The 17,092-nt window shown below is 57.3% G+C and carries 16 protein-coding genes; 8 read left to right on the forward strand and 8 right to left on the reverse strand.

Annotated elements, in window-relative coordinates; genetic code table 11:
* Positions 1–18: 18 nt before the first annotated feature.
* Together PVE73_RS12500 and PVE73_RS12505 are read right to left on the reverse strand one after the other, a co-directional pair.
* Complete coding sequence (locus PVE73_RS12500; protein ID WP_277367225.1) at positions 19–2,274, reverse strand: hypothetical protein; 2,256 nt, start codon at positions 2,272–2,274, stop codon at positions 19–21.
* Positions 2,271–2,975 carry a hypothetical protein gene (locus tag PVE73_RS12505; RefSeq protein ID WP_277367226.1) on the reverse strand — a complete coding sequence of 235 codons (705 nt, stop codon included), beginning with the start codon at positions 2,973–2,975 and terminating at the stop codon, positions 2,271–2,273. Before PVE73_RS12505 ends, PVE73_RS12500 begins: the two co-directional genes overlap by 4 nt.
* A 700-nt stretch (positions 2,976–3,675) precedes the next feature.
* Here PVE73_RS12505 and PVE73_RS12510 point away from each other — a divergent pair.
* Genes PVE73_RS12510 through PVE73_RS12520 form a run of 3 tightly spaced genes read left to right on the forward strand, consistent with a single transcriptional unit; the run spans position 3,676 to position 6,104 of the window.
* Complete coding sequence (locus PVE73_RS12510) at positions 3,676–4,374, forward strand: DUF3800 domain-containing protein (protein WP_277367227.1); 699 nt, start codon at positions 3,676–3,678, stop codon at positions 4,372–4,374.
* Between the two features lie 19 nt (positions 4,375–4,393).
* On the forward strand, positions 4,394–5,347 hold the full coding sequence (locus PVE73_RS12515) for a DUF4238 domain-containing protein (protein WP_277367228.1): 954 nt from the start codon (positions 4,394–4,396) through the stop codon (positions 5,345–5,347).
* Positions 5,340–6,104 (forward strand): DUF4145 domain-containing protein, encoded by a 765-nt coding sequence (locus tag PVE73_RS12520; RefSeq protein ID WP_277367229.1) that lies wholly within the window; start codon positions 5,340–5,342, stop codon positions 6,102–6,104. Before PVE73_RS12515 ends, PVE73_RS12520 begins: the two co-directional genes overlap by 8 nt.
* 192 nt (positions 6,105–6,296) lie before the next feature.
* On the opposite strand, the gene PVE73_RS12525 is transcribed toward PVE73_RS12520, so the two are convergent.
* Together PVE73_RS12525 and PVE73_RS12530 are read right to left on the reverse strand one after the other, a co-directional pair.
* Complete coding sequence (locus tag PVE73_RS12525; RefSeq protein WP_277367230.1) at positions 6,297–8,228, reverse strand: AAA family ATPase; 1,932 nt, start codon at positions 8,226–8,228, stop codon at positions 6,297–6,299.
* A gap of 64 nt (positions 8,229–8,292) precedes the next feature.
* The gene (locus PVE73_RS12530) at positions 8,293–8,805 is read right to left on the reverse strand and encodes a hypothetical protein (protein ID WP_277367231.1); all 513 of its coding nucleotides are present in this window, start codon (positions 8,803–8,805) and stop codon (positions 8,293–8,295) included.
* Between the two features lie 513 nt (positions 8,806–9,318).
* On the opposite strand from PVE73_RS12530, the gene PVE73_RS12535 reads away from it, so the two are divergent.
* Positions 9,319–9,744, forward strand: coding sequence for a hypothetical protein (locus PVE73_RS12535; RefSeq protein WP_277367232.1), 426 nt, complete (start codon positions 9,319–9,321; stop codon positions 9,742–9,744).
* Between the two features lie 71 nt (positions 9,745–9,815).
* Here PVE73_RS12535 and PVE73_RS12540 read toward each other — a convergent pair whose 3' ends face one another.
* Positions 9,816–10,346 carry a hypothetical protein gene (locus tag PVE73_RS12540; protein WP_277367233.1) on the reverse strand — a complete coding sequence of 177 codons (531 nt, stop codon included), beginning with the start codon at positions 10,344–10,346 and terminating at the stop codon, positions 9,816–9,818.
* Between the two features lie 126 nt (positions 10,347–10,472).
* On the opposite strand from PVE73_RS12540, the gene PVE73_RS12545 reads away from it, so the two are divergent.
* Positions 10,473–10,712: a hypothetical protein gene (locus PVE73_RS12545; RefSeq protein WP_277367234.1), complete on the forward strand. Its 240-nt coding sequence runs from the start codon at positions 10,473–10,475 to the stop codon at positions 10,710–10,712.
* A gap of 129 nt (positions 10,713–10,841) precedes the next feature.
* Here PVE73_RS12545 and PVE73_RS12550 read toward each other — a convergent pair whose 3' ends face one another.
* Positions 10,842–11,822, reverse strand: a complete 981-nt coding sequence (locus tag PVE73_RS12550) for a GlxA family transcriptional regulator (protein ID WP_277367235.1) — start codon at positions 11,820–11,822, stop codon at positions 10,842–10,844.
* Positions 11,823–11,941: 119 nt separating this feature from the next.
* Between PVE73_RS12550 and PVE73_RS12555 the strand changes: the two genes are divergently transcribed.
* The 3 genes from PVE73_RS12555 to PVE73_RS12565 are packed head-to-tail and all read left to right on the forward strand — an operon-like array spanning position 11,942 to position 14,859.
* Positions 11,942–12,982: an ABC transporter substrate-binding protein gene (locus PVE73_RS12555; protein ID WP_277367236.1), complete on the forward strand. Its 1,041-nt coding sequence runs from the start codon at positions 11,942–11,944 to the stop codon at positions 12,980–12,982.
* A gap of 6 nt (positions 12,983–12,988) precedes the next feature.
* Positions 12,989–14,029: an ABC transporter ATP-binding protein gene (locus PVE73_RS12560; protein ID WP_277367237.1), complete on the forward strand. Its 1,041-nt coding sequence runs from the start codon at positions 12,989–12,991 to the stop codon at positions 14,027–14,029.
* A 20-nt stretch (positions 14,030–14,049) separates the two neighbouring features.
* Positions 14,050–14,859 (forward strand): ABC transporter permease, encoded by an 810-nt coding sequence (locus PVE73_RS12565; RefSeq protein WP_277367238.1) that lies wholly within the window; start codon positions 14,050–14,052, stop codon positions 14,857–14,859.
* A gap of 75 nt (positions 14,860–14,934) precedes the next feature.
* On the opposite strand, the gene PVE73_RS12570 is transcribed toward PVE73_RS12565, so the two are convergent.
* On the reverse strand, positions 14,935–16,815 hold the full coding sequence (locus PVE73_RS12570; RefSeq protein ID WP_277367239.1) for an AAA family ATPase: 1,881 nt from the start codon (positions 16,813–16,815) through the stop codon (positions 14,935–14,937).
* Complete coding sequence (locus tag PVE73_RS12575) at positions 16,812–17,012, reverse strand: hypothetical protein (protein WP_277367240.1); 201 nt, start codon at positions 17,010–17,012, stop codon at positions 16,812–16,814. The genes PVE73_RS12570 and PVE73_RS12575 overlap by 4 nt, the downstream gene beginning before the upstream one ends.
* Between the last annotated feature and the right edge of the window lie 80 nt (positions 17,013–17,092).

The following is a 17,092-nucleotide window of genomic DNA, read 5'->3' on the forward strand; positions in this document are numbered from 1 at the left end:
TTGAGTTCCTTTCTCTTCTCAGTGGTCGAACGACCAGTCGTCAGTGCGACCGGCTTCATCGGATCCGTCGTCATCATCGGCGTAGGGTTCGACGTCCATCGCGTAAGGGGACGGTTGCGGTTCCAGCATTGCAGGGGTGGCGCGAACGTGATCATTGTCGGGATTGAGGTCATCGGCTGGCCGGTCCTCTCGCCTACCTTCCGGAAGGGTGATGATTTCGCCACCCGCAGGCGCATGGACCTCGCCGTCTTCCATGATCTCGAATGTACGGAAGACGGTCCGGTCGACCTCACGGAGGTACTCCCTGTTCATCACTGGTGAGCCAAGCTCGGCGCGTTGGGCAGCCATTTCGCCGTAGGCCCGGCATTCGGAAATTGCCTCGGCGACTACTGCTTGGGAAACACGGGCATTGTCGGCGTGGATACGGGAGAGATGTTGGACGGCGGCAATCCATTCCCACACGCTGACGCCCTGAAAGCCCTCGAGACGTGGCAGGGCCACCGCCCATCCGCCGAGTTCCTCATGCCAGAACGAGATTTCGCCGAGATCGAAGCGGTTCACGCGGATGTGGATGGAGGGGTTTGCCTTCGAGGCCCGGATCTTTTGGAGCAACGGCGACTGGTAATGAATCCCCAGGAAGCGGACGCCTTTGCTGCCAATCCTGCACTCGCAGTGGACCCCGAAGATGCTCCGACGCTGAAACGGAGCTGGCGGTGGAGTGACCGGATTCCGCTTTGTCATGCGGAGCCACGCATTGCGGGGCGTTTCGCCGGCAAGGCCCGTATGCGGCGTATTGTGATAGGCATCCACAATGGCGCGGACGAGAAGGCGGTTCAGTTCCTCCACGGAGATGGACGCGTTGCCTTCCGAGTCATAGTCACCCCGGACCACGACGTTCGCAAATGTCTGTCCAGTGTACCAAGCGAGGAACCGCTGTCGAATGGTCAGGAACATCCGCTCCACAGTTCCCCGCAGGTGTGGCTTCCCTGAAGGCGGGATAACAGCGTTGCCAGTCAGCGCCAGAACCGTCGCCTTGAAAGAGTTGGCCACATAGGCAGCGCCGGCGTCCGTATAGACGCTTTCCGGCGTGCCATGCATTTCCCAAGGCGTTTGGGCTCCCACCGCGTCTGCGATGTACTGCTTGTCATGCACCGCCATCTCCAATGTAGCGATGGACGACTCGGCCGACGGCGGCTTGTCGATGAACCGCATTGCCAGAATGCATCGCGTGGCAACGTCAATTGTGAGCGACAGCCAGACTCGCGCTGGTTTGACCGCTTCTTTTTCTTTTTCGGAAAGAGTGTTCCAGATGCCGATGTCCATAAGGATCGTCATCAACTCCACTTCGTACTCATCCATCTCCACGCGCTGCAGGGGACGATCGACGTCGACGCCTGACTGGGTGATCTGGAGCTTCCTTGTCGCGTAGTCCGTGCCCTTTCTTCCGGCCAGCACGAAAAAGTGGTCGAGTTTGTCGATCATGGTTTCGAAGGTGCGGCGGCTCGGCGAACGGAGAGGTTTCAGGCCTTTCAACGCCCGTTCCTTGTTCAGCAGAACGAGTTCCGCGTTCATGTCGCTGAATAGGGTGGCCTTCGACGGCTGGTTCGAACTGGCATAGCCCGCCGCCCACTTGCGGTGGATTTCAGTTTCCTCGGCCGTGAAGCGCGACGGGCGCGTACCGGGATACCGGTATCCGTCTCGGAGAGAACGGGCGTCAAACCCGGCTTGCTCGTATCTTTTCAACCAGCGACGGAATGTGCGCGGCGATACGGCAGTGCGCCGTACTTCTTTGGTTCCTCCGCGAGGTTTCCTGCCCTTTGCGCACGCCTCGGCGTCATCGAGTTCCGTTTGCCGTGCACGCATGTATTCGGCGAGGCTTTCATCTGAGCGGGAGTAACGGCCTTTGGCTTCGAGGTGGAAGAAGTCATGGATCAGAGAATGTCGCCAGAGGATAGTGTCTTGGGCCTTCTCGCTCAGATCAGTAACCGGAAGTGCTCTGTGTTCGGCGCGAACATGTGCGTCTGACCCGCGAAACCAGTTCCTGTCGACGGCGAGTTCTCCATCGGCGATCTTGCGGTAGACGAGTTCATGCGAGAAGTGCTCGACCAGTTCCGGGTTGTCATGTCGGCGGAAGACATGCCCGCTGGAACTGTCTCGATCATACATGTACGCCGTGTTTCCGATCCTGATACGATCGTGCCGCCCGAAATGGTAAAAGGGAACAACCGGAGCGTTCGATCCGATGGATGCAATGGTGTTTTCAGCGATGCTCATTTGAAGTCTCCTTTTCCTGCGGCGAGCACGTCGTGGTTCACGCGCACGAACGTGTGGTCACCGATGCGTGTGTGCAGAGGATCGCGGGTGACGGGTTCGAGGACGCCGTCATCGATCAGGCACCAAAAGGCAGTCCTGGCGAGACCGGGGTCCGACGTTGCTTTCAGCAGGCCGTGGACACGAACTGAGCCTTTGATCTCGGAGGCGATGCGGCGAAGCTCTGCGCAATTCTGGTCGTTGCGCATTCGCCGTGCCCTGAGCACTTGTTCGGCATTGTACACACGTGCACGGGAGATCTGCCGTTCGGTGAGGATGACCGCTTTATCCGCAATTCGGGCCAGACTTTGCTGCCGGATCAACTCAATCTCGACGTCGAGGCGGGTTTGTCTGACGCGGCTGAAAGGCTTTACCGCATAAGCTACCCGGCAGCCGTCGTCGAACACCGCGAGCAGGTCAAACGTGTGTTTGCGTTTCACACCGTCGTGGTCGACGTACCAGACCGCTTTCGGCTGCTCCCAAACTTCCCGGACATTGCGTCTGGCCAACAAGACCGTCATCGCTTTGGCCTCAAGCAGGCTTTCTGCGATCATGCTGCGGTTCGACGCGGCGTTTGCGACGCTCGCGCGCGCAGACGCTTTGGTTTTCCAATCGAAACGTCGGGAAGCTTTAGATTCTCCGGGCGGCACCCAAACTTGAGTCATGCTCAAGACCTCGTTCGTGCGGAAGGCGCGGTATTTCGCACCCTCCTCCCGAGGTCTCGATCACGCGGCCCGTGAACAGATGGTCAGGGCGTAGGAAGCTCGTTGCCGCGGGAATGTCTCCCGACGCCAGGGCAATGCCCGCACGACGATCATGGAGATGATTCAGAAAAAGCCGTTCGCTCATGAAGCTGTCCTTTCAATTCAATGCCGATGATGCTTGATGAAAGGACGATCCGGACGCCGATGCTGGACATCGGCATGAACACATAACGATGTTTAGGCTGTCGCCGTGCGGTCGTCCCGCTTAACTATCGATATGAGTTTCATCATGTATTCCGGTCCTGTGTTGCCGACGGCACGCGTCGGGAGGCGGCTTATGTCAGCAGCAGAGAGGAAGATCAAGATCCCGAAACCATCGTCATGTTCTCGGCTCATCTATGTGTCAATTCAGCAACAGTGGGTATTCAGGTTTCAGTTCTCTATTTGCGCGAATTGAAGGCACGGCGATGCGTCCTTGAAGGGGCCATCCTTGCTCACGGTGGATTGCCAATCACCTGAGGTTCGGAAAGCTGAACAACCGCGCTCTTGCAAAGGTAAAGGAAGACAAGCGAAGAGGCTTCTAGATGCCCCTCGTGCGTTTCAGTCGCGTTCCACTCGGAATCTCCTGCAACAATTGATATGCTAACCCCCAGGGGGTTGCATGGCGGTCATCTGCTTCGACGAGTGCAAGGACGACGCGGCTCAAGGGCGGCCGTGGTATATTGTTGGCGGCATTCTGATTGACATGCAGAACGTCATGGCGGTCGAGAACCTCGTGTCGGACGTCGCTACCGACATTTTCGGTTCACGCGAGCTTGTGCGTGATACCGAATTTCATGGCAAGGAAATCTATAACGCGAAGGCAGCGTTCAAGGGTATGCCCATCGCTGATCGCATCGCAATCTTCGACCGCCTTCTGGAAATCATCGCGAACGATGATCTAGTGCGTCGCGTATATGCGGCCGTGAAGACGGACAAATTGAAGCTGTATGATCGCGCTCCGAGATACGCATTCGCTCATTTTGTCGAGAGGGCACAGATGGCCCTACGAGTTGCCGAAATGGGATTGCTGATCGGTGATCTTGATGACCAGCAGTCAAGGCAGATGGTGGCCGACTTCGCTCAGTTTCGCGCAACTGGAACGCCGTGGGACTACGGGCGACCTGTGACACAGATTGCAGGGTCTGTGAACTTTGTGCGGTCTCACCATAGCCGCCTTATGCAGCTTGCCGATGTCTATGTTTTCACGGTTGCAAACCAGTATGCTCCGCGCACTGGATACGCTGGTGATGAGCTTAAGAAGGTGATCCAAACGCGAAACCCGTATGCCCATCGCTACAAGCGTTGGGAACCGGACTGATGGTGGGACGCCATGTCAAATGCCGAACCAACCCTTCAAGCATCACTTTCTGCCGGTCTTTTACCTGAAGCAGTGGGCGGGTGCCGATGGTTGCCTGGTCCAGTTCAGCAAGCCACATGGCAACAAGGTTGTGCCGAATAGAAAGCACCCGGATGGTACCGGCTACATCAACCGGCTCTACGCTATCTCCGGCGTTCCGGACGATGAAGCTGTGCGCTTTGAGCGCGCCTTTCTTTCGCCCGTCGACAGCAAGGCCGCGGAAGCTCTCGTCATCATGCGGGACGAGCATGCCGTCGGGAATTTTACAGCCAAGCAAAGGTGGGCGTGGGTCCAATTCCTGACCAGCCTCATGACGCGGATGCCGGCGGATATCGCCATGATCAAGGAAAACGTGAAAGGCGACTGGCTAGCCGGCACACCCGATCTCCAGAAAAAGTATTCTGAGTTGAAAGCCGAAGGCGACCCCGAGCAGGTGTTAGATTTCATCAAAGCATCTGACGACGCGTTTTTCGAACGCGGGGCTATGGCGATACTTGAGCGGATCATACGGCAGGAGACCGTCGCCCGGGCCATCTGCAGCATGCACTGGTCCGTGCTCACCGTGGAACGGTCCGACTTCAAGCTCCTGACCTCCGACCGTCCAATTCTCTACACGCCCCACATGATGGGGAAAGACTCCCACCTCGTTGTGCCGATAAGTTCGACCGAGATTTTCCTTGCGGCGCGCGAGCGGAGTTTTTCCCGTCGCATTCGGGCACGAAGCCAGAGCCATCTTGCACGCATTCTGAACGGAGCCGTGATCGGCAATGCCACGAGGTATGTGTTTGGAAGCGATGATCGCCAGTTACCATTCGTTCAACGTCACATGGGAACAAAGCCTGTTCCCTCGCTTATCGAAAGGCTACACCGGCTGCGCTTGAAGCGGATGCAGGGTATAAGAATGCGACAGCTTCGCGGGGGAGGGGATGGATAAGAATTTCTGGCGAGAGAGATACCACAAAGACAGCTATCCAGCATTTCCGTGTCCAAAGTGCAGGAATGGCGTCCTAAAACGCGTCAAGGAGCGGTCGATTGAACATTGGGAGGGTAAGCCCGACGCCAACGGGATGTATACCGAAGGGAAGTTCAGCTGCTTCTTCGAATGCAGCTACGGTTTCTGTGGCACCGTGGCCGTGATGTCGGGCATAGCCATGTCGGTCTACGAACAATACGTGGACCCGGAGGGCGATGAGCAATGGCAGGAGGAAATCTACGTTCACCCGAAGGCCATGACGCCGGGGCCACGGATCATACGTGTGCCAACGAAAACGCCCAGGCCGGTGAAAGACGAGATCTCGAAGTCATTCGGCCTCTTGTGGACTGATCGGAACTCTGCGGCTAACAAGCTTCGCAATGCGGTGGAAGAGATTCTGGTCGGCTACGGGATTTCGAAGGTCAACGCTAAGGGAGCGTTCATCCCATTGGCCAAGCGCCTGGAAGACGCCGAGCAACAGCGGATGTTGCACCACGATACGCTGGTAGCGTTAAAGGATGTCGGCAACACGGGAAGTCACGAAGCAGAACTCCCGTTCAAAGACCTTATCGATGCCTTCGACATTTTGGAGGACGCGCTAGAAGATATTTACGGCGGGCGGAAAGCACGGCTAGATGGAATCAAGGCGCGTCTTACGAAAGCCAGACGCCCGTCGCCTAGAAGTGTCGCACCGAAGGCAGCCAAGCCGAAGCGCTAATTCGTCCGCCGGATCTGGACCCTTATTCGCCCGTCCTGCTCGACGATGCGGGTCATAAAGACCCGTGCAGCCTGCAGGCGATGTAGTTCGCCGCGCTGCCTTTGACTCTCAGTTCGAGGGTTCGCTCGCGGATACTCTTTGGGGAGGGGGTGTTCATTCACCTCTCTGGAGTTTCTGGCTCCAGTTGCGGCCCTAAGCAATTTTCTTTTCGATGCCGGTCACTCGTCTCGGGGGTGGCTGTCGCGCGAAAATCTCTTCGACTTCTTCTCTGGACAGCTTTTGCTTTCGCAAGAGTTCTTCTGCGATCTTTTCCAGTTCGGGCCGGTGATCGGCAACGATACCCTTGGCCCTCTCGAATTCACGGGACAGCAATTTGTCTACTCGTTGCCGAAAATCAGTGTCCTTTCGGAGCAGGGACAGCATATCGCCTTCGGTCATCCCCACGAGATAGGTGAGATGCTCCCCCAAGCCGAAGGAAGCTTCCATCAGCAACGCGTCGACTGTGGCCAGATGGAGGTCAGCGCCCTCTCGCCCGCCTCCACCTGCAGAGCGGGATTCTAGAATAACTTCCTCCGCAGCGAGTCCCCCGAGCTGCATGGCGATTCTGTTCAAGAGATTGGATTTTGTCATTTCCGGAAACGCACTTTCGCTGAAGCACATTCCGCCCCCGAACTGCAGCGCGTCTCCCCCGAGTTCGAGCGATTTGGCAATGGAGACATGTTCAAGCTGGCCGATCTCCAGGACATGCCTGACGACTGCGTGTCCGGATTCGTGCACCGCGTATCTCCAGAGCAGTTTTTCAGGAAGAGCAATCCGCTTCGGCAGGCCTGCCACCAAGTCGGCGACCGTCATCGGGCGACGAGCACGGCGCGCGCAACGGCGTGCATCACGTGAGAGCTGTTCCAGTCGGGCTCCCGTCCAGCCTTCGGTTCGATCAACGACTTCGGACAGGTCGGCACCGACAAGATTGTCTCTCAAGTGCCACCTCAGGATTCCGTCGCGGGCTTCCCGATCGGGGAGGGGAATGCGGATATGCCGATCAAGCCTCCCCGGCCGGACCAAAGCCGCGTCCAGCTTCTCCGGATAGTTCGTGGCTGCGATCACGACCACGCCTTCACGCCCACCCACGCCATCGAGGCACTCCAGAAGGCCATTCACGACTTCCGTATAGTACTGGGCGCTGTCGCCCGAAAAACGGAGCCTGTCGCCCACGCTGTCGATCTCGTCGATAAAAAGGACTGAAGGTGCATTTTCCGCCGCTTCCGCAAAGGCACTGCGCATGGCCTTCAGCAAATCTCCCAAATGACCGCGGGCTTGCCACTGGGCAAGCGAACCTGCCACAAGATGGACATTGCAGGTGCGTGCCACAGCTTGAGCATATGTGGTTTTGCCACACCCCGGAGGACCGCTTACCAGAGCTCCACGATCTACGTCGCCCCAAGGAATAGTGCCTGCTCGCCAATCGTCGAGGTCCCTGGCAAGCTCCTTCCCCCAATCGCTGGCTTCGCCCATGCCGCATAGATCGTCCAACGTCGGCCCTGATGCCGGGCTTCGCTTGGGACTGGCGATCCGCGTCATGGCCTCAATGGTTTTGGTGATGTTCCTTCCTTTCCGCCACGCAGCGGCGGCGATCCGGAGAGGGGACCCCGCGATCCGGACAGCCTGTTCGTCTGTAAGTGTCTGGCCGAAGAAAAGCTTTGCCGCCGCTCGGACATGCCGCGTGTCCGGTTTCTGAATTTGGACGACGGCATCGGCAATGCCATCCACGCCGTCGGGGAGGGACTCGCGGGAGTCCGCCAACAGGATGAGCTTCTCATGCCCGGCCGCCGCCTCCAACAGATTGTAGCTTCGGTTGAATTTTCGTCGGGTGGCTTGAAACACTTCGATCCAGGCATCGTCGGTCTTCGTTCGGCGGTTCGGTTGCCAGCCATGAAATGCGCGCTGGATAACCTCGTGGTAGAGATCGAAATCCTGCGGACTGGGGACAAGCAGCGCCAGGACCAGCGGCTCGCCTTTACGAAAGACCTGCTCCTGCCTGACCGAACGGACAATCGAGCAGAAGGCCAGGAACTCGGCTGGTTTGCGCAGCTGTTTCGGTGCTTTGGGTTTTCGCTTGCGGCTCATTGGAGTGACTCCGGATACGCCCGGGACAAGGTCCGGTTCATCAAGTTTCGGGGAAAGGCCGTTGTCAGTCGCGCCAGCGCCTGACGGAGGTTTCAGGGCCGATCAACGCTTCATCGAGATCGACTTCGACAAAGCGGTTCAGGATCAGGGAGGAGAGACCTGCTATCGGCCGCGTCTCCTGGAAGGCCGGGAAGCAATCAGCGACCGACAGCGTTCCGTGTTCGTCCAACGCCGCTAGCAGACGAATGCGATCTCCAAGAGGGCATTGCCATCGGGAATATCTGAGCAGGTCCACGGCGTTCCAGAGCCGGAATCCGCTGCCGATCTCGTCGACGGGCACGGCAACATATTCATAGCCGTGGGCTGCGGCTTCACTGGCAATCCATAGGGCAGGGGATTTCTCCCTGCCCTCCACTGCATCCATGACAATTGACCCGCTGCCCTTTTCGACCAGGAAGTCAGGGATGTGGACGCCGGAGTCTCGTTCTAGCATCAGAGGCAGACAGGTCCATGAAATCACATCCTGGTCAACATCCAACAGGCAGCCGAGATGTCGGGCAGCCTGATTGCGGAACAAAGGTGCTCCGGCACACCGGACCGTGCCGCGAGGATGAAAAGAATGACGAGCTGCTTCAACTCGTACGGAGGCGAGAAAGCTCTGATCTACGGTGGGGTGGGCGGTCACAGGTCACTCCATACGCATACGAACGGGCATGTGACGCCGCCAATCGGCGGGTCGGCACATGGTCAACGTATGAGGCGTATGGTCGTACTGTTCATAATGCCGGAACGAATAGGGAACAAACCGCAGCCTGTCAACTATGATTGTTGTATGCCTAGAAAGCTGCGGGGATAATGCTCAATGAGGACAGGATACTGCTTCCTCAGCAGGTCCCGCATCCGGGGAGGGGTCAACCACCGTTATCACGCCCTGGGGCACGATCTCTGAGGGTTCGGCGCGCCCCCCTGTATGGGGGCCTATTCGGACTGACGCATTGCTCTGCTCAAGAGCGAAATCCTCTTGAGTTTTATATCGAAGTAGATGACGCTACCGCCGTACTAGCGGCCGATTAGCTCCGAGGATTTGAACATGGGCATCACCTCGCCGCACAGTGCGGACGCAGCCCAGCATCTGTTGGATAGCAACGCCAAGGTCAGGGCTCGCTTCCTGGCGGATTGGCCATGCCTGACAATCAAGCGGGTGCCCAATAGTGTGGCAGATCGCTCGACGGACCGAAGCACGACATCACGCTGGAAGGACAACGGGAAAATTTTCTCCGTCAGATACAACGACACGGAGTATTTCCCTGCATTCCAGTTTCATGACGGGCAGCCGCATGGGACAGTCGCACGGGTGCTCAAAATTCTGAGCAAACGGAAATCAGAATGGCAGATAGCGTTTTGGTTCACGTCACCAAATGGTTGGCTGGACGGGAAGAAACCTGCGGAATGCCTGAATGAGATTGAAACAGTCGCCAGTGCGGCCGCCGAAGAAGCGGAACCCATCGTGGGATGATTGCCCCGTCACCGTATGCCGCTCTGAGTTCGACCATACCCAGAGGCCAGGTTCGTTGAAGAACGGGGACGCTAGACTGATTGTGGAGTGCTCGTTGGCGAAATCCCGCAGGTAGATGCCCCGTTCACTGGTGGAATCAACCATCTTTCTTGCTGCGGATTGAACAGCCCCGGCAATCTGAAAAAGCGGTGGATGTACAAGAAGTCCTTTGCATTTAGCGATGCAATAGGGGCAGCGTGGACAATGGCTGTCGCAGCGATTGAGAGATCCTGCCCCAGTTTCGGCTTCTTGATGTTGCTCGCCGGGACCCAGAACCTCTTCAGCGGCGGGACAGACGTCATGCGTCCGTAAAGACACGCAATGGCTGCGTCCATCCCAAGAAATGGTATGTCGGATTCCAACAACGACTGTAACCAACTACGGAGCGCCTCGGACCGGGCTCGGTCGCGAACCGCTATGTTCGAAATGCCCCTTTCGATCTCGATAACCGCGCCGAACGGAATTGCGACACCGGCAGTTGTATTCTGAAGCCAATTGATGATCTGGCGATTGGGGCGTTTCAGCGCAAACTGGCTCAATACATCGGTATCGAGCACGTACATGTCGGGCTCTGGGCTCACAGCGGCGACCTGTTGTGTTACGGATTGGCCCACCTAAGAAGAAAGTCACCGGCAATTCGTTAATGGTCCCGGGTTTAGCTTGATGCAGGGTAGGTGCCGGAACACAAAATGACAAAGAATCGAGAAAATCATGCAAATCCGCGCCGGGAATCCAACATATGGACCCTGGAAGAGGCGCGAAGCCAATTCGATGAACTCATTGCGGCGGCCGCGCAACGTGGATCCCAGAGAATTCAGGATTCTGGTCGGGAATTCAGCCTGACACTCGTACGTGCGAAATCTTCGCCGCAAGGGAAGGAAATCCTTGGAAGGGGAGGGCCGCTTGATCAAACCGACGAATTGGATTGATCAGGGCAGCCCCACAGCGGCGAGAACGGAATGGGCGGTTTGTCATCGGATCATGAAGATGACTGAACGGGTTCATTCGCCCGCCCATCTCGACATACAGCTTGAGCAACGGTTATCACCGCCAGATCTCTATGCCTTCACGCGGTACCTGCTTGGCGGTAGGCCAAAGTGCTGCCTGAACTCGCGGGAAAAATGTGCGGCATCCGAGAAACCGCAGTCCAGCGCGATTTGGGTAAGGCTGTCCAGCTTGTTGTCAATCATCCACCGACCGTAATTGAGCCTCATGACGCGGTGATACCTCATCGGCGTCATACCGAGCTCTCCCCTGAAAGCGCGTTCAAGCTGGCGTGCGCTGACGCCGACGTACCGGGCGACAGCTGGTATTGGAGGCAGGTGATCGAGCTGTTGCTCCATGAAATGGATCGCTTTGCGGACCCTTGGATCTTTTACCCCCTCGAGTTCCTGACAGAAATACGCCTGCGGGAGACTCGGCTCGCGAATTCCCGTCAGCATCATGTGGCGCACTGCCTGTTGGGCCCTGTCCCTGCCGCAGTGACGGGAGACAAGATAAAGACCAAGGTCGATCGCGGCGGTAGAGCCTGCGCAAGTAATGAGGTCACCTTCGTCGACAAAAAGACGGTCGACCGACGTATGCACGTGCGGGAATTGCCGTTCAAAAGCATCCTTGACGTTCCAATGAACACAGACGGTTCTTTTGTCTGCAAGACCGGCCCGTGCTATCGCGAAGCTGCCGGTACATATGCCGAGTAGCCGGACGCCTTTGTCGATCGCGTTCTCCAGATAACGTGAGAGAAGCGGGGTGGGGCGGTCGTCCAAATAATTGTTGCCTCCGCAAACAGCGATGTAATCGAATTCTTCCGGATCGATAAAATCGCTGCTTCCGGTCACCTGTAGTCCGCAGCTGGCCGTTTGGTTTCCCGCTTCCGGCGTCATGATTTTCCACGAAGCATGTATTTGACGGCTTTCCCCTCCGTCGTCCGCTGCCAGACGCAGCGCATCAATCAAACCGCCGAACGCAGCCAAGGTGAATTTCTCGAGAAGGACGAAACCGACACGGAGCGGTGCCTTTCGAGTGTCTGCGGCGACCATGACCGTTCTCCCAACCTCATTTTGTCGTTTTTATTCAAGTTTCCGGCTATAGGTTTCAAGCTAATTTTCGCGCGGATTGCAAGGTTTGCTCCGGGGAACGTACATAAGGGAGAAGCACAATGAGAAATTCGACTTTCCTGTTTTCCGCTCTCGTTGCCGGCATGGCGGCGACGATTCCTTACGCCAGAGCCCAGGGCGAGACGCTTACAGTAGCTTGGTACGGAGGGAATTGGGGCGACGCATTTCAGGAGTGCGTTGCGGACCCCTTCACCGAGGCGACCGGAATACAGGTTGTACCAGACATTGGAACTTCCACGACAACATTGGCCAAGCTGCAACAGCAGGCCGCCAATCCGACCATCGACGTCGTCTACATGGACGGCGGGATCAGTGAATTGGCTGAAGAAGCTGGTGTGTTGGGGGCCATCGATCTGGAAGCCATGCCAAACTCCGAAAAACTTGCGAAGTCTGCCATCTACCGGAATGGCGAAAAGGTCTATGCGGTGGGCGGCGGATATTATTCCCTCGGGCTGACATACCGGACCGACGAAATCGAAACGGCACCAATGTCGTGGGAAGCGCTGTGGGATGAGGATTATGCGGGAGCCGTCACAATTCCTTCCCCCAGCAATTCGGCCGGGATTCCCTTCATCTTTTTCCTGAACCGGATTGGCGGTGGCTCACCTGACGACATGAGCGAAACCTTCGAGAAATTGAAGAGCCTTGACGCCGGGCTGTTTTTTGACTCCTCGGGCGCTGCCAGCAACGCTTTTCAGAGCGGCGAAGTAATTATTGGCGCTCACTTCAGCGTCGGCGCATGGGACTTGATCGACAGCGGCCTGCCCGTCGGATTCGTCGTGCCGAAGGAAGGCGTTTGGGCAACTGACGCACGCCTGCATGTCGTCGAAGGTGCCCCGAACCCGGAAGGTGCCTTGAAATTCATTGACATGGCTCTCAGCGCCGAGGCAGCCTCCTGCTTGGCGGAAACGCTCTATCTTGGTCCCGCCGTGACCGAAGTCGAGCTGTCACCGGAAGTCGGCCGCAAGCTCCCTTGGGGAGAAAACGGCTCGGTTGATGATCTGCTTCTATTCGATTGGAACGAGATCAATGCCCGTCGGGCCGAGCTGACCGATACCTGGAACCGCGAAGTAGCGCGCTGAAGCGACATGCCTCTCCTCTCCATCGAGAACGTCTCCAAGAAGTTCGGAAAGCATCAGGCGCTTAGCGAAATTTCGCTAAAGGTCGAACCCGGAGAGTTCGTCTCTCTTCTTGGTCCCAGCGGGTGCGGCAAGACTACCCTCCTGCGATTGATTGCCGGGTTTCTGACATGCGATGCCGGGACAATCCGTATCGATGGAGAGGACATCACAGGTCTGCCGCCTCATAGGAGACCGCTCAACACGGTTTTCCAGAACTATGCTCTGTTTCCGCATTTGAATGTCCTGGATAATGTTGCCTATGGGCCGCGCCGCACCGGCGCAAGCCGGAACGAATCCCGGAATCGGGCCCACGAGGCTCTGGGCCTGGTTGGATTGTCGGAGTTCAGCGGGCGCTATCCGCGGCAGATGTCCGGAGGACAGCAGCAACGTGTCGCGCTGGCGCGTGCCATCGTAAACAGGCCGAAGTTGTTGCTTCTCGACGAGCCGTTGAGCGCCTTGGATCTCCAGCTTCGCAAGCGCATGCAAATCGAACTGAAACAAATTCAGGAAAAGATCGGTGTCGCCTTCGTCTTCGTCACTCATGACCAGGAAGAGGCTATGGCGATGTCGGATCGCATTGCGGTGATGAGGCAGGGACGGATCGAGCAGCTCGGTGATGGAGACGAGATATACCGCCACCCTTCAACGCGCTTCGTAGCGGAATTCATCGGCGAGGCAAATCTGCTACCGATTATCAAGGATGGCGGAGATGTTCGGATAAGCGAAGCCGATAACCAGGGCAGATCTTGCATCGCGGTCGTGCGACCCGAACATGTTCATCTTTCCGTAGACGCGGGGGGACGCCAAGATGGACACCTCCAGCTTCCCGGGCAGATTGAGACGATCAACAGCATCGGCGGAGCCACCAACATCTACGTGAAGGCGCTGGGACATTCGATCATGGCTCGTCGGCTGGGACTCGCCCGTGAAGGCCTGTCAGAGGGCCAGCCCGTCCAGGTCAACATCCGGCAGGTCGACATTCACTTCATCAGGGACAAACGGCTATGAACGGCACACGTGCCACCATCGTGGCACTGGTCGCGCTCCCCTTGGCTTTCTTCGTCGCCTTTTTCCTGGTGCCGCTCACGGTCGTTTTGCTGGCAAGTTTTACGAGCGGGGAAGGGGGGGCGACGCTCTCCAACTACGCACGGATTCTTCTGGATCAATACCATTGGTCGGTGATTGCCGTGACTTTCCGTCTGGGCGTCCTGACCACTTTGATATGCCTTGTGATCGGCTACCCGCTCGCCTGGTATCTGGTCCGGATCGTGCAGTGGAAGGCATGGCGGCGTCTTTGCGTCATACTCCTGGTCCTTCCGCTCTTCACCAGCAACATCGTACGTTCCTTCGGCTGGATGGTGCTTCTCGGCCGGAACGGTATCGTGAACGAGTCGATGGAACTCTCGGGGTTGATTGAACGCCCGATCCGCTTCCTGGGCACGGAAATTGGGATACTGATTGGATTGGTCTACATCCTCCTGCCTTTCGTCGTCCTGACTGTCGGAAACGCACTGGCCAGAATTGACACCTCACTCGAGCATGCATCGGCCGATCTTGGCGGCAGTCCGGCGTCTACTTTCTGGAACGTCACTTTCCGCCTGAGCATCCCGGGAGTCGTATCGGGCGCGATCATCGTGTTTGCCCTTGCCGTGAGCGCCTACGTGACTCCGGCACTCCTGTCAGGCGGACGCGTCACTGTGCTCGCCATGCTTGTGTTCCAACAATATGCGAGCGTTTTCGATTTCCACTACGGCGGGGCGCTCGCGATCACCCTGCTCGTCTTTACCCTGGCGATGATTTCTGTTTCTTCGCTCGTCTCGCGGCTGGGAGTTCGCTGACAATGATCGTGCGCAGCCTTATCCGCGTCATTTCCCTATTGGCTCTCGCGTTCCTGCTGCTGCCCTTGGCCGTTATCATCGGAGCGTCCCTGACGACGAGCGAATTCTTGTCGTTCCCGCCGATGTTGTCAGGATGAATTGCGTATCGGGAAATTTCGTCTTGAGCAGGCGGCATACTTCGCGCCGGTGGCTGGTATCAACGGACATAAGGACGTCATCGAGCACGGCAAAGGTGAACTTGTCGCCGAGCGTGTGCTTCATCAGCGCCAGATAAAGGCACAGCCCCATACCGTCTTGATGCCCTTCGCTATGATAAGCGCCGGGCGGGAACGTTCCCCTGCCATAGAAATCGACATTGAAACTGAGTTTCGCCGGCTCGGCCTTCAACTCACCGACAAATCTGCCTTCATCGTCATTGATGGCCTTGTAGAAGTCGGTGAATTCCTTGGCGACGGCATCGTAGATGTCTTCGAGGACCTTGTTGGAAACGGCGTTGTAGTGGTCATGCACCTTCTGCGCCGTGGCATTTCGCATGCCCATTGCCTTGGCGGCTCTGGTCGTAGAGAGCAGTCTTTCATAGCGATCCTGGAGGACGGCGAGGAACGCAATCGCATTGTCCTTGGCCGAGCTGTCGGGCAAAGCCGTGAAGCCTTTTTGCGTCTCGTCTAGTCGTGCCTGCGCTTCTGCCGCAACTTCCCACCACTTCTTCTCCAGCGCGGAAATTGCACCTTCAATCTTGGAATGATCCTCCTGAAATGCCTTGAGCGCCGCCTTCACGTCACCAAGGGCCTCGGCGTAACTATCGAGCTCGGCGCGAAGGACGGAGGGACTAAGTGCCCCCGCGTAGTCAGCCGCCTTGCGGATCGCTGTTGCCCGTTCGTCAATCCCGCCCACAACTGCGCCGATCGCCTTGCCAAGACTTTCGAGCAGCGTGCCCATCTCTTCGGCACTCAAGAGCTTCGTCTTGAGGTGTTCGCGCAACTCATCGGCGTTCCAAGGCGTGTCGCAAAGAGGGCAGGCATCCTCCGTAACCAGTTGCAGGCCAGTGGTAATGAAGCCATGCGCCCGGGCAAGTGACAGAGCCTTTTCGTCCTCCTTTAGCTTTCGCAAAGCTGACAGGGCGCTTTCCCGATGCGCTTTCAACGTGGCGGGTTCAGCTGCCTTAATGGCGGCGGACAACGCAGCAAGGTCTGCAAGGGCGACATCTTTTGCTATGCCGGGTTTCTCGGAATCTTTCCCATCCTTCGGCGCACCTTCCTTGAAAGACGTTTGCGGGGTGAGCTCGGCCAAAGTCGGCAAACCAAGAATGCCGCGCTGCGCATTGGCTCTTTCCAGCACTTTTTCCCGGTCAAGCGCGGGAAGCCCGAGCGCCGTCTTGAGGTCGTCTTCGGCACGCTTCCGCGCGCGCTCCGCTTCCTCGTCCTCCCGTTTGCATTTGTTTGCGTAGCTGACGAACGCTCTGCGCAAGCCTCCAATATGCTCAAGGCGCAGCAGATTCTGCACGTCAGTGGAACGCTTCGCGGGTGGCGTGACAATGTATTTGGCGATCTCACGACGGGAGAGGGCAAACTCGGGGTGCGATTGCAGTTCGTCAAAGACTGCCTCCGCTGCCGGATCAGCGGGCGTAAGGATCATGATACGCGGATTCTTGACGGTGCGCGTTATCGTGACGTCCTTACCGAGGGAAGGGATAGTCGCAGTAATCGCAACCTTGGCTTTGTCGGGGTTTTTGCGATGATCGACGTGAGGCGCATGCCCTTTAACGCTTAGTTCGCCCTGGCCTTGTCCGGAAAGTCTCGTGACATTGCCGGTGAGACAAAACTCGATGGCATCGACCACGCCGCTCTTGCCGGTGCCATTCGGTCCGCAAATCCCGAAATTTGCACAGCCCAAATCAAGATCAAGTTCCCGGATGCCGCGAAACTCCTCGATATGGATGGTCTTTATGCGGATCACCCATTGCCCCCCTTGGGTAGGGGGGAAAGTGCCGTATCAATATCCTCGATTTTCGGAACCTTGCCCGTTCGCAAGAGTGCGTCGAGCTGCTTTGCAAGTGCGTCTCCCAGCGCTTCATCAGCAAGCAACGTATCAAGATACTCGTCAAGAACCTTCGTGACGGTCGGTGAAAGCGGGTTGTTGTGTTGCTCGTTCACGCTGTTTCGTAGCTTTGGGACATCGTCAAGTTGCCATTGCGGACATTTTAGGCTGCAGGAGGACAAACTATGTTGCCCTC

The sequence above is a fragment of the Chelativorans sp. AA-79 genome (assembly GCF_029457495.1).
Lineage (GTDB): Bacteria > Pseudomonadota > Alphaproteobacteria > Rhizobiales > Rhizobiaceae > Chelativorans.

Excerpts from the sequence above, each read along its gene's own strand:
- PVE73_RS12540 (WP_277367233.1), bottom strand. The coding sequence starts at position 10,346 with ATGTACGTGCTCGATACCGATGTATTGAGCCAGTTTGCGCTGAAACGC.
- PVE73_RS12555 (WP_277367236.1), top strand. The coding sequence starts at position 11,942 with ATGAGAAATTCGACTTTCCTGTTTTCCGCTCTCGTTGCCGGCATGGCG.
- PVE73_RS12545 (WP_277367234.1), top strand. The coding sequence starts at position 10,473 with ATGACAAAGAATCGAGAAAATCATGCAAATCCGCGCCGGGAATCCAAC.
- PVE73_RS12560 (WP_277367237.1), top strand. The coding sequence starts at position 12,989 with ATGCCTCTCCTCTCCATCGAGAACGTCTCCAAGAAGTTCGGAAAGCAT.
- PVE73_RS12510 (WP_277367227.1), top strand. The coding sequence starts at position 3,676 with ATGGCGGTCATCTGCTTCGACGAGTGCAAGGACGACGCGGCTCAAGGG.
- PVE73_RS12500 (WP_277367225.1), bottom strand. The coding sequence starts at position 2,274 with ATGAGCATCGCTGAAAACACCATTGCATCCATCGGATCGAACGCTCCG.
- PVE73_RS12515 (WP_277367228.1), top strand. The coding sequence starts at position 4,394 with ATGCCGAACCAACCCTTCAAGCATCACTTTCTGCCGGTCTTTTACCTG.
- PVE73_RS12535 (WP_277367232.1), top strand. The coding sequence starts at position 9,319 with ATGGGCATCACCTCGCCGCACAGTGCGGACGCAGCCCAGCATCTGTTG.
- PVE73_RS12505 (WP_277367226.1), bottom strand. The coding sequence starts at position 2,975 with ATGACTCAAGTTTGGGTGCCGCCCGGAGAATCTAAAGCTTCCCGACGT.
- PVE73_RS12520 (WP_277367229.1), top strand. The coding sequence starts at position 5,340 with ATGGATAAGAATTTCTGGCGAGAGAGATACCACAAAGACAGCTATCCA.
- PVE73_RS12525 (WP_277367230.1), bottom strand. The coding sequence starts at position 8,228 with ATGAGCCGCAAGCGAAAACCCAAAGCACCGAAACAGCTGCGCAAACCA.
- PVE73_RS12550 (WP_277367235.1), bottom strand. The coding sequence starts at position 11,822 with ATGGTCGCCGCAGACACTCGAAAGGCACCGCTCCGTGTCGGTTTCGTC.